Source organism: Amphritea sp. 1_MG-2023, from assembly GCF_030547545.1.
In the GTDB taxonomy this organism is placed as follows: Bacteria; Pseudomonadota; Gammaproteobacteria; order Pseudomonadales; family Balneatricaceae; genus Amphritea.
The window spans coordinates 58,948-71,057 of sequence record NZ_JAUOQE010000006.1 but is presented as its reverse complement, the minus strand read 5'-3'; the positions used below and the strand labels follow the sequence as shown (position 1 = coordinate 71,057).

12 protein-coding genes are annotated in these 12,110 nt (G+C 46.8%); 7 read left to right on the top strand and 5 right to left on the bottom strand.

What is annotated here, in order from left to right:
* Positions 1-57: 57 nt before the first annotated feature.
* Positions 58-1,056, bottom strand: coding sequence for an ABC transporter substrate-binding protein (locus Q4488_RS05265; RefSeq protein ID WP_303579420.1), 999 nt, complete (start codon positions 1,054-1,056; stop codon positions 58-60).
* A gap of 355 nt (positions 1,057-1,411) precedes the next feature.
* On the opposite strand from Q4488_RS05265, the gene Q4488_RS05260 reads away from it, so the two are divergent.
* The 5 genes from Q4488_RS05260 (at position 1,412) to Q4488_RS05240 (ending at position 7,570) form a co-directional block, all read left to right on the top strand.
* The gene (locus Q4488_RS05260; RefSeq protein ID WP_303579419.1) at positions 1,412-2,161 is read left to right on the top strand and encodes an electron transfer flavoprotein subunit beta/FixA family protein; all 750 of its coding nucleotides are present in this window, start codon (positions 1,412-1,414) and stop codon (positions 2,159-2,161) included.
* Between the two features lies 1 nt (position 2,162).
* Entirely contained in the window at positions 2,163-3,119 is a 957-nt protein-coding gene (locus tag Q4488_RS05255) for an electron transfer flavoprotein subunit alpha/FixB family protein (protein WP_303579418.1), read from the top strand.
* A 71-nt stretch (positions 3,120-3,190) separates the two neighbouring features.
* The gene (purU, locus tag Q4488_RS05250) at positions 3,191-4,045 is read left to right on the top strand and encodes a formyltetrahydrofolate deformylase (protein WP_303579417.1); all 855 of its coding nucleotides are present in this window, start codon (positions 3,191-3,193) and stop codon (positions 4,043-4,045) included.
* Between the two features lie 60 nt (positions 4,046-4,105).
* The gene (locus tag Q4488_RS05245) at positions 4,106-6,571 is read left to right on the top strand and encodes an FAD-dependent oxidoreductase (RefSeq protein ID WP_303579416.1); all 2,466 of its coding nucleotides are present in this window, start codon (positions 4,106-4,108) and stop codon (positions 6,569-6,571) included.
* 129 nt (positions 6,572-6,700) lie between these two features.
* A complete protein-coding gene (locus Q4488_RS05240; RefSeq protein WP_303579415.1) occupies positions 6,701-7,570 on the top strand; it encodes a tetrahydrofolate dehydrogenase/cyclohydrolase catalytic domain-containing protein in 870 nt (289 codons plus the stop codon).
* A gap of 146 nt (positions 7,571-7,716) precedes the next feature.
* On the opposite strand, the gene Q4488_RS05235 is transcribed toward Q4488_RS05240, so the two are convergent.
* The 4 genes from Q4488_RS05235 to Q4488_RS05220 form a co-directional block, all read right to left on the bottom strand.
* On the bottom strand, positions 7,717-8,307 hold the full coding sequence (locus Q4488_RS05235; RefSeq protein WP_303579414.1) for a helix-turn-helix domain-containing protein: 591 nt from the start codon (positions 8,305-8,307) through the stop codon (positions 7,717-7,719).
* 570 nt (positions 8,308-8,877) lie between these two features.
* Positions 8,878-9,495 carry an OmpA family protein gene (locus tag Q4488_RS05230; protein WP_303579413.1) on the bottom strand — a complete coding sequence of 206 codons (618 nt, stop codon included), beginning with the start codon at positions 9,493-9,495 and terminating at the stop codon, positions 8,878-8,880.
* A gap of 106 nt (positions 9,496-9,601) precedes the next feature.
* On the bottom strand, positions 9,602-9,901 hold the full coding sequence (locus tag Q4488_RS05225) for a YciI family protein (protein WP_303579412.1): 300 nt from the start codon (positions 9,899-9,901) through the stop codon (positions 9,602-9,604).
* A 4-nt stretch (positions 9,902-9,905) separates the two neighbouring features.
* Positions 9,906-10,463 (bottom strand): septation protein A, encoded by a 558-nt coding sequence (locus tag Q4488_RS05220; RefSeq protein ID WP_303579411.1) that lies wholly within the window; start codon positions 10,461-10,463, stop codon positions 9,906-9,908.
* A 39-nt stretch (positions 10,464-10,502) separates the two neighbouring features.
* On the opposite strand from Q4488_RS05220, the gene Q4488_RS05215 reads away from it, so the two are divergent.
* A complete protein-coding gene (locus tag Q4488_RS05215) occupies positions 10,503-11,378 on the top strand; it encodes a PHP domain-containing protein (RefSeq protein ID WP_303579410.1) in 876 nt (291 codons plus the stop codon).
* A 50-nt stretch (positions 11,379-11,428) separates the two neighbouring features.
* A complete protein-coding gene (locus Q4488_RS05210; RefSeq protein ID WP_303579409.1) occupies positions 11,429-12,049 on the top strand; it encodes an L-threonylcarbamoyladenylate synthase in 621 nt (206 codons plus the stop codon).
* The last annotated feature ends 61 nt before the right edge of the window (positions 12,050-12,110 follow it).

Here is a 12,110-nt window from a genome sequence, read left to right as displayed (position 1 = left end):
GGTAGAGAGGACAGCCGCTATCGGCTGTCCATATTGCGCGTTTAGTGGGTGATATGGTTACTTTACTTGCTCAAAAAAACGACTATCAATCGCGGCACTATAGTCGGGTAAGGCTTTGGGAATTTGATTATGCAAGACAAAGAAATCAGCGACTTCTTTTGTGAACTGCTGTACAGCTCCACCCATCCATTGCTTAGATAATTGTTGTTCTTTTAAGGGGAACTTAAACAGGGCGAGGAGTTGATTGGCATCATCGACCTCAAGGCCGGATGCTTTAGCGATGAGTGGCTGATATTTACTTGGGTTTTGGGCGTAAGCGCCATTCGAATCGTTAGTGACCTGCAAGAACTGGGTGATCAGTTCGGGATGGTTTTTAGCAAAGGCGTTGTTAGCCGAGATGACATCGAAGACGCGAATGCCTAATGCTTCTTGTTCAGCGGCTGTCATGAGAACCGAACCGTAGGTTTTCATGCGTCGCAGTGCGCCACCCCAACCACAGGCCATGGCGACATCATTGCGAGCCATCGCCGCAGCACTGTCAGCGGGTGCCATATCGAGTAGCCGTACCTTGGTGCTATCAACATTTAGATGGCTCATCATGCGTAACATTTTATAGTGTGAAACCGTACCGAAGGGGACGGCGACTTTTTTGCCTTCAAGTTCCTTGGCATTGGCTTGAGTAATACCGGATTGGCTGCTGACAACACAGTTATCGTTTTCCGCGTAGGAAACGGCAGTACCGACCATGGTGATCGGTAGTCCTTGAGATACCGCTACGGTGAAAGGCACGAAGCCTTGAGAATAAGCCATATCAACATCACCGGAGGCCATCGCCGCTGACATCGCCGTGCCAGAGTCAAACGCGCGCCATTCCATGTTAACGCCCATCACCTTGTCATAGGTTTTTTCAACTTGAGCAACCTGATTGGCGGTTGGCCATTCTAGGAAATAGCCCACCGTTACGGTGTCTGGCTTATCTGCCGCAATGACTGAGCCGGCGAGTAGTGCCGTTCCTAAAGTCATTTTTTTCAATGTGTTAGAGACGATCGCTTTCATAATTACCTCGATATTATCGCTCGTGCGAATGTGTAATTTGATGGTTCGATTCACCCTGAGTGGATCGGCTGTGAGTGTCATTAAAATAAATGAACTGCTTTCGATACTGCCGCAGAGATTTGAGATCGACAATTGAGAATAATTTCTCTGTTGTTATTTTTCCTAACAATAAACTGGATATATCTCTAGGAAATTTATTGCCGTTGATCTGGGATTTTTTGCATCGAAATAAAAATGAATATTTTTTCATTAACGCAATTGACATGAAGATTTAAATGAATATAAATATGCATATGAAAATATTAAGATTAATTTCATTTCATGTAATTTAAGTAACTTCCTAGTCGAGGTCCCAATGAAAGTACTGGTCGCGATCAAGCGCGTTGTCGATGCCAACGTAAAAATACGAGTTAAGTCTGATCATTCTGATGTTGATTTAGCGAACGTCAAAATGGCTATCAACCCGTTTTGTGAAATAGCGGTTGAAGAAGCGATTCGTTTAAAAGAAAAGGGTGTTGCTAGTGAAGTCATCGCTGTCAGTGTTGGCGATGATCGTTGTCAGGAACAACTGAGAACGGCGCTGGCTCTCGGGGCTGATCGTGCACTGCAGGTGAAAACGGATGTTGCTGTCGAACCGTTAGGCGTTGCCAAACTATTGAACGCGATTGCGGTAAAGGAAGGCTGTGACCTTGTTGTGTTGGGTAAGCAATCTATCGATAGTGATAATAACCAAACAGGGCAGATGCTGGCAGCCATCGGTAATATGTCTCAGGGGACATTTGCTTCCGAAGTGGTGTGTGAAGAGGGGCAAATATCGGTGACACGGGAAGTCGATGGTGGATTGCAAAAGTTAGCATTGCAATTACCCGCGGTGGTAACCACTGATTTACGTCTGAACGAGCCTCGCTTTGCTTCGCTACCGAACATTATGAAAGCCAAGCGTAAGCCTTTAGCGGTGCTCACGCCAGATGAGCTGAGTGTTGATGTAACACCGCGCCTTTGCACCCTGAGTGTGGTTAGTCCATCAGAACGCGAAGCCGGTGTGATTGTCAGCAATGTGGCTGAATTAGTTGAAAAACTGAAAACAGAAGCGGGAGTACTTTAACATGACAGCCTCAATTTTAGTGATTGCCGATCACAATAATGCACAACTCAATGCCGTGACATTGAATACGCTTCAAGCGGCTGTCGAGCTGAAAGCAGCCACCGGGTCGGCTATTTCTGTGTTAGTGGCCGGACATCAATGTGACACGGTTGCCACCGAGGCGGCGGCCGTGGCGGATGTCGATCAGGTCATCGTGATTGATGATGCGACGTTGCAAAATCAACTGGCAGAAAGTGTTGCCCCCGCCGTTGTCGCGCTCACCCAAGAATCCAGCTATAGCCACATTCTCAGTGCGGCGACCTCCTTTGGTAAAGATTTATTGCCAAGAGTCGCAGCCTTATTAGATGTCTCACAGATCTCTGAAATCATTGAGGTAGTGGATGCCGAAACCTTTGTCCGTCCTATCTATGCCGGTAATGCCTTGGCGACCATTAAGAGCAGCGATGCAATTAAAGTGATGAGTGTGCGTGGCACGGCATTTGATGCCGTCGCGGCTACCGGTGGCGCAGCAGAACAGAACCGTTTCAGCGTGACCATCAGTAACGAGTTATCTCGCTTTGTCAGCGAAGAGAAAATCATTTCCGAGCGTCCTGAACTGACCTCCGCGGCGATTATTATCTCCGGTGGTCGCGGTATGCAAAGCGGTGAAAACTTCCCGATGCTGGAAAAAGTCGCCGATAAATTAGGCGCGGCGGTGGGTGCATCTCGGGCGGCAGTTGATGCGGGTTTTGTTGCCAACGATATGCAAGTAGGTCAGACCGGTAAAATTGTTGCCCCTGATCTTTACATTGCGGTGGGTATCTCCGGCGCTATTCAGCATTTAGCGGGTATGAAAGATTCTAAAGTGATTGTCGCCATTAACAAAGATGTGGAAGCGCCTATCTTTGGTGTCGCTGATTATGGTCTCGTCGCCGATCTGTTTGAGGCTGTGCCTGAACTGGAACAGTCACTCAGCTGATTTGCTGTTATCAATTGCACGGTTGTGGCAGCACGGTGGGTTTAGTGCTGTCACCTCTAAGGACACATAATATGAATCGTACTTATCGTTTAATTCTTGATTGCCCCGATCAGGTGGGTATCGTGACTCGCGTCGGCGAAATGATTACTCGGCATGGTGGTTGGATATCCGAGGCGGCTCACCATTCCGATGTCGAAAGCCAACGGTTTTTCTCACGCTTCGAAATTCAGGCGGCATCTTTGCCATTCGGTATTGATACCTTACGCGAAAAATTTGCGCCGATGATTGAAGAGTATCAGATGAACTTTAATCTGATAGACAGTGATCAGCCGAAGAAAGTCATACTGATGGCCAGTAAAGGTAGTCATTGCTTATCTGATCTACTCGATCGTTGGCGCAGTAATGATCTGAATTGTGACATCAGCTGCGTTATTTCAAACCATACCGATATGCAGGGCTTGGTTGAATGGTATGGTATCCCCTATCACCATGTGGTGATCGATAGAGATAATAAAGCCCCAGGCTTTGCACAGGTGGAACGTTTAGTTGATGAATATCAGGCCGACTGTATTGTGCTGGCGCGTTATATGCAAATTCTACCTCAGGCGTTATGTGAGAAATATCGGCACAAAGTGATCAATATCCATCATAGCTTTTTACCTTCTTTTATCGGCGCTAAGCCTTACCATCAAGCCTCCCGTCGTGGCGTCAAGTTGATCGGTGCCACCTGTCACTATGTCACAGAACAATTGGATGAAGGCCCGATTATTGATCAGGATGTGGTGCGAGTTAGTCACAGTGATCAAGTGGATGATCTGGTTCGGCTGGGTAAAGATGTTGAGAAAACGGTGTTAGCACGCGGATTACGACATCATTTAGAGGATCGTATTTTAGTTCACGGTAATAAGACGGTGGTCTTCAGCTAACAGCTAAATACTTTACCAACTTAACCCTAAGGCCGTAGCGCCGGGTTTTGGAGAAACAGAATGACTAAGCAACAATCATCTATTCAACTGCCAACCTCTGCTCAAGTGGTTATCGTGGGCGGCGGTGTTATTGGCTGCAGTGTGGCATATCATCTCACGAAACTGGGATTTACCGATGTCGTGTTATTGGAGCGTCGGCAATTGACGTGCGGCACCACCTGGCATGCGGCAGGGTTAGTACCAACACTGCGGGCTAGCTATAACATGTCGATGCTGGCAAATTATAGTGCGACCTTGTATGACCAGTTGGAAGCTGAAACTGGGCAAGGTACAGGCTTTGTACGTAACGGTTCACTGACGATAGCGACTAACCGTGAGCGTTTAGCCGAGTTGAAACGCGGCGCTTCGATGGCTAAGGTTGCCGGTTTTCCTTGCGATGTTATTTCGCCAGAACAGGCGAAAGAGCTTTGGCCGTTGATGAATGTCGATGATGTGCTGGGTGCTATCCACCTGCCGATGGATGGCATGACTAACCCGGTGGACGTTACGCAAGCGTTGGCTAAAGGCGCACGTATGGGGGGGGCCAAAATCATCGAAGGCGTTAAAGTGCTGGATATGAAAATACGCGATGGTAAAGCGGCAGGCGTGATTACCGAGCAGGGTGATATTGATGCCGAATACGTCGTTAACTGTTCAGGCATGTGGGCTCGTGAGTTTGGTCGAAAAGCGGGTGTGAATGTGCCTTTGCATGCGGCGGAGCATTTTTATGTCGTCACCGAAAATATGCCAGATCTCACCCGTGGTTTACCGACGATGCGTGATATGGATGGCTATTGTTATTACAAAGAAGATGCCGGCAAGATATTGGTTGGGATGTTTGAGCCGAATGCCAAACCTTGGGGCATGAAAGGCATACCGGAAGATTTTTTCTTCGATCAATTACCCGATGATTTTGAGCATCTGGAGCCCTATCTAGAAGCGGCGATGCATCGCTTACCGATTTTGGAACGCACCGGCTTGCAGGTGTTTTTTAATGGACCAGAATCCTTTACGCCGGATGATCGTTACCATTTGGGTGAGGCGCCTGAGTTGCGTAACTATTTTGTTGCCGCTGGGTTTAACTCGGTAGGCATTCAATCTGCAGGTGGTGCTGGTAAGATGCTCGCCGAGTGGATTCATAAAGGCCATGCACCACAGGATCTATGGGATGTGGATATTCGCCGCAATCTACCCTTCCAAGGTACGCAAAAGTATCTACAAGAGCGGACCACTGAATCTCTAGGTTTGTTATATGAAACACACTTTCCCTTTAAACAATTTAAAACGGCTCGGGGCGTGCGTCGTTCAGTCCTGCATGAGCAATTAAAAGCACAGGGTGCTGTATTTGGTGTCGAAAGTGGTTGGGAGCGGGCTAACTGGTTTGCCAATGATGGACAAGCACCTGAATATGAGCTCTCGTTTGGACGGCAAAACTGGTTTGATAATAATCGTGCAGAACATGAAGCCGTACGGACATCGGTTGGCGTGATTGATCAGAGTTCGTTTTGTAAATATCAGATAGAGGGCCCCGATGCGGAAGCCTTCTTGAACCGACTATGCAGCAACAATGTATCGGTTAACGTGGGTAAGATGGTGTATACCCAATGGCTTAATGAGCGCGGCGGTATTGAAGCGGATGTTACCGTTACCCGTTTAGCCAAGGATCGTTACTTAGTGGTGTCGGGTGTTGCTTGTCAAACACGCGATATGGATTGGTTACGGCGTAATAAACCAGAGGATGCGCTAGTCGTCTTTACCGATGTGACATCGGCCTATGCGGTGGTGACCGTGATGGGGCCGAAATCCCGTGACACATTAACTAAATTGACCAATGCCGATCTGTCCCATGCTGGTTTTCCGTTCGCCACATCGCAAGAGATTGAACTGGGTTATGCGATCGTTCGAGCATCGCGTATCACCTATGTAGGTGAATTGGGCTGGGAACTCTATATTCCGACTGAATATGCGCCGAGCGTGTATGAGTTACTGATGGAAGCCGGTGAAGAGTTTGCGATTAAGCCTTATGGTTATCACACCATGAATTCATTGCGAATGGAAAAATGCTACCGCCACTGGGGGCATGATATTACCGATGAAGATACCGCCTTGGAAGCGGGACTCGGGTTTGCCTCTGACTTTGATAAAGAAGGCGGCTTTATCGGTAAAGAAGCACTGCTAGCACAGAAAGCGGCAGGCCCTTTGACGAAGCGTTTTGTCGCGTTTTTATTCGAGAACCCCGAGCCTCTGTGTTATCACGAAGAGCCTATTTACGCGAATGGCAAAATCGTTGGCCGGACCACTGCCGGTATGTTTGGGCATACCGTCGGGGCAACCGTGGCGATGGGGTATGTTGTTAACGATAGCGGAGTGACCAAAGAGTGGCTGGAGAATAGCACATTTGAAATTGAGGTCGAGTATGAGCGTTATGCGGTGAAACCATCGTTACGTTCGTTTTATGACCCCGCTATGGAGAAAATTAAGTGTTAATAGTCCGTCATTATGGCAGCTGAGCACGAAAGCGTCGCATACAGCCGACTCAGGCATCTCCTGAGTTTGCTACTGTGCTCGCTTTCAGCTCGTGTTTACTGAGTAAAGAATAATTAAGAGGTTTGATGGATGTCGGCATTAATGTTGGATGGCAAGGCGTTGGCTAAGAGTCGAGAGCAGCAGTTGCACGTCGCGGTTAAAGCGTTTCAAAATGAAGGAGGTCTACAGCCAGTATTGGCAACAATTCTCGTGGGTGATGATCCTTCGTCTGCGACCTATGTGCAGATGAAAGTGAATGCTTGTGGTCGCGTGGGTATGGGGTCTCGTTTTATTAGCTTGCCAGCGTCTACGACGACCACAGCGTTACTGGAAACGATTGATGAGTTGAATAACGATGCCGATGTTTGCGGGATTTTGCTGCAGCATCCCGTACCCGAACAGATTGATGAACGCGCCTGCTTCGATGCGATCGCTATCGAGAAAGATGTTGATGGGGTAACAACCCGAGGCTTCGGTTTGATGGCGATGGGCGAGCCGGCTTTCGGCTCGGCAACCCCAGCGGGTATTATGACTCTGCTAAAGCATTATGATATAGCGATTTCTGGAAAACATGCGGTTGTGTTAGGTCGTAGCCCTATCCTCGGAAAGCCGATGGCGGCGATGTTGTTAAATGCCAATGCTACCGTCACGGTATGTCATTCAAAAACCCAGAATCTAGCCGAGTTGGTGGCTCAAGCGGATATCGTTGTCGGCGCGGTGGGGCAGCCGGAGTTTATTAAGGCTGACTGGATTAAGGATGGCGCGGTGGTGGTGGATGCCGGCTATCATGCGGGCGGCGTGGGCGATATTGAAAAGACCGGTTTACAACAACGTGTTGCGGCCCTGACTCCGGTACCCGGTGGTGTTGGGCCGATGACGATTAATGCCCTCATCAGCCATACCTTAGTCGCAGCACAACGGTTGGAAACAGCGGCGGCTAAGCTTAATGTAATAGCATAATACGTTTAACCGCCGTCGTATCAAACCACCGTATCAAAGCAGCCGCAGCCGCGAGGATTCTCTTGCTATGGCGGCTGCTTTTTAGCGAGGGAGGGCAGCCATCGTGATGGCTGTTGTTCTTGATCTTTATAGCGCGGGACGGCGACTCAGTAGCCGCCGATGATGGTCCACACCACAACGGCTTCTTCGGTGTCTGAGGCATTACCGACGCGGTAATTTTCATCGCCATAGAGGGTAAAGCTATCCCCAGCGTTGAGTATAAAACGATTATCTTCAATCCATAATGAAACACGACCTGACTGTACCAGCCCTCCCTCTTCGCCCTTCATTTTACGAGGCTCACCGCTTCTGATCCCTGGGGCAAAGGTCGTCAGAATCATTTTCAGTTGCCCTGAAAGTTGTGGCGATAATAATTCTTCTCGGATACCGCTGTCGGAAAAGTTTAAACTACGGCGAAAATCTTTACGTACAATGTGATTCAGTTCATTCAGCGGCGTCTCTCTATCTGAATGAAAGAACCAACTGATTTGCACATCAAGCACATCGCTGATGGCCTGCAGTACGGGGATGGGAAGTGATGAAACCCCGCGTTCAACTTGACTAACATAACCCACGGAGCGTTGAATGCTTTCCGCCATCTCCACTAAGGTAATGTTCTTGGCTTTACGTAAATCTCGGATTTGACGGCCAATACGTAAGTTTTCGTTATCCGCGGCCTCCTTTCTATCTTTATTCATACTTTCAAGTCACATGCTATATTTTCACGCTGAATTTAATGATGAATTTTAATCAAAAAATTTCATGATTTCACTGATTAAGGATGAAATGAGACGAATAAACGATGCTTTCGCCTGAATGAGTTGAATTAATACTGTTTAAGGTTCGACAATTAATAGGATATGTCAGTCACGCTGACTTGACGATGTTGCTGATAAGATAGTGCTATTAATGCTTATCTGATGGTTGTTTTTCAACAGTCATCGAGCCGTTATCGTACTACTTATAGCGTGTTCAGCTAGATATTAATGTTTTTTAAAGGCGTGTCAGACGGCTTAAGTATTGCGACTTAATAGGTAAAATGCTAAGGAAGGTGCGAATAAGTCCGTTATGTTCTCTGCGGACATTAGAATGGCCAGATACGCGAAAGCCAGAGGCGTAATTGACTTATTCGCACCTTCCCTAATCATGATCTGTTTAAGACTGCAGAGCGAGCATAAAAAAACCGGCAAGCCGTCGTATAAAGGCGGCATGCCGGTTTAGATTAGACGTTACCGCTAGTTAAAGGGGTAACGTTTTAGGCAGTATGCTTACTGCTGTACTTTGATCTGCTTCTGACCTTCAATGTTAACTTCAACACGACGGTTTTCTGCGAGACAAGCTTTACGTGATGAACCTGCATCAGTACAGACTTTAACGGGGTTCGCTTCACCGAAAGAGTAAGATACCACTTTTGCAGTATCGATACCGGCCGCCGCGAGTGCAGCATCAACCGCTTCAACACGACGCTGAGAAAGCGCATCGTTGTAAGCGTTGGTACCGATTGAATCCGTGTAGCCTTTCAGCTCAATGCTGTTCAGCTTAGCCAGAGAACCAACGTAGTTGACGATCGCGTTCACATCAGTCACTTGGCTGCTGTCAAAATCGAAGTAAACGATATGGCTTTCTTCAGCATCGATCATTTTCATAACCATTTTAGGTGCTGGAGCCGGTGCTGGAGCGGGTGCTTCTGCGACAGGTTCAGCGCCACACTCAACGGTTTTATCTTCTTCAGTCCAGTAGCCGTGCTGCCAGCATTCACCGTAGCTAGTTTTCCAAACAGTATCGTTACTGCTGGTGGCATAACCGGCATTAACAGGGTGAGCATTGGCTACCGCTGAAATGCCCATTGTCAAAGCGAGAGCAGTTGTAAGCGCTAATTTCTTCATCGTAAACATCCTTATGTTTTAATTTTGATCTAGTTATACCAGTTCAACCTGAACCTAAGTTAAACAGAGTCTTCTGATAATGGGTATTTAAGCCTAAAAACAGACATTATGGTAAAACTTTTTTGTATGGTTTTACCACCACTTGTTGATAAACCCCTGCATTTATATAGGGATCTAGATCTGCCCAAGCTTGTGCTTGCTCAAGTGAGGCAAATTCGGCTATCACTAAACTCCCTGTAAAGCCCGCAGGGCCTGGGTCTTCACTATCGATAGCGGGATGTGGACCGGCAACCAATAGACGACCGGCATCACGCAAGGCTTCGAGTCGAGCGAGATGTTCTGAACGTACCGCCAGACGTTGTTCCAATGTGCCTGGCTTATCTTCGCTGATAATGGCGTAAAACATGCTTTTATCCTTCGTTGTCGTTACTTTCAGGTTGTATGTGCTTGGAGATATAAAAGCCCTGTAGCAAAATAAAGATCAGTGTTAGGCCTAACATGCCGAATAGCTTGAAGTTGATCCATAGGTCGTTGTCATCGGGATATAACGTTATTATAGCGAGATTGGCCGCACCCATGGCAAGAAAAAAAGTAACCCAAGCAATATTGAGTTTTTTCCATACCTCGGTTGGCAACTCAATGGCACTGCTCATAAGACGTTCGACAATGGTCTTCTTGCCAATAAACTGACTGCCCAAGAAGGCCAGCGCAAATAGCCAGTTGACGATAGTGGGCTTCCACTTAATAAATGATTCGTCATTAAGCGCGATGGTGAGGCCCCCTAGGGAGACAACCAGTATTAAGGTTATCAGCTGCATTTTCTCTATCTTATGGGTCTTCAACCAAGTATAGAGCATCTGTAGTAGGGTGGCAGGAATGAGCACAGCAGTGGCTAAAATAATATCGTCGGTGCTTTTGTAGACAATAAAGAAGATAATGACCGGTAGAAAATCGAGAAGTAGTTTCATAACACCATTTTTTTATTTAGGAAGTAGGGTGATTATAGAATGAGCAAGTTAAGTTATAAACCCGAAACTGGTGAAGAATTACCTTTCAGTGACCTTCATTGTCATTCTTGTTACTCGGATGGCGAATTGACGCCTGTCGAGTTGCTGCAGGAAGCGTCTGAATCCGGTGTGGCGGTCTTCGCCATCACCGATCACGATACGGTTGCTGGTATTAAAGAGTTACGCGCGTCGGCGACTGATACTGAGATTAAGGTGGTTGCCGGTATTGAACTGACCAGCGAGTGGGGGCGCAATATGGTACATATTGTCGGCTTGGGGTTCGATGAGCATCATCCCGCCTTATGCGACTACCTAGAAAAAATTGATCAGCTACGCTTACAGCGTGCAGCGCGCATTAATGAGAAGCTGATGAAACGTAATATTCCCGATTTATTGACGCGAGTACTTGAGTTGTCGGGGACGGGGCAAGTGGGACGACCGCATTTTGCACAGGCGATGGTTGAAGCCGGTATTGTCAAAAATGAAGTGCAGGCGTTTAATCGTTATCTGGGGGCAGGCAAAGTGGGTGATGTAAAAGCCGCATGGCCGACCATGGAAGAGGCTATTTCAATCATCCATCAGGCTGGCGGTGTTGCTGTTTTAGCGCATCCGACAAAATATAGAATGACCTTTACCAAAGTGCGCATCCTGACCGAGAGTTTTTGTCAACAAGGTGGCGATGCGATTGAAATAAGTTATCCCAGTATTGAGTCAGGGCATCAATTACAGTTGGATAAGTTAGCATCTAAATATAATCTCATGATTTCTGCAGGCAGTGATTTTCATAAAAAACAGTTTCATTGGACGGCTGTCGGTAAATATCCACGTTATAGTAGTCAAAATGATCATGTACTCGCTAAATTGCTTCAGCATTAATCCGCTTTTTAGTAGAATAGATACAATAACTTTACCTAGAAGGTCTTCTTGTGAGCCAGCTTTTTCAAATCCACCCAGATAACCCTCAACAACGTCTGATTAGTCAGGCGGTTGATATTATCAATCAGGGCGGTGTTATAGTGTATCCTACCGATAGTGCCTACGCATTGGGGTGTCGTTTAGGTGATAAGCGGGCGGTAGACAAAATTAAGCGTATCCGTAAATTGGATGATAAACATAACTTTACCTTAGTGTGTCGCGATCTTTCCGAGATAGGCACTTATGCGAAGGTAGATAATTCGATTTATCGTTTGCTAAAAAATATGACGCCAGGTGCTTATACCTTTATTTTGAATGCGACTACAGAAGTACCGCGACGTTTATTGCATCCGAAAAGACGCACGATTGGTCTGCGAATACCGCAAAATAATATTGCGTTGCAATTAATGGAAACAATGGGCGAGCCAATAATGAGTACATCGCTTATTATGCCGGGTGAAGAGCTGCCCTTGATTGACCCTTACGAAATTCGAGATTTATTGCAGCATGAAGTCGAGTTGGTTATTGATGGTGGTTATTGTGGTATGGAAGCGACATCTGTCATTAATTTGGTCGATGATATCCCTGTTATTATTCGCCGCGGAGCCGGTGATGTGTCAGGACTTGAATAAATATTATTAATTAAGTTTTGATTGAAAAACATCATAGCTTCATTAATAATTCTACTATACT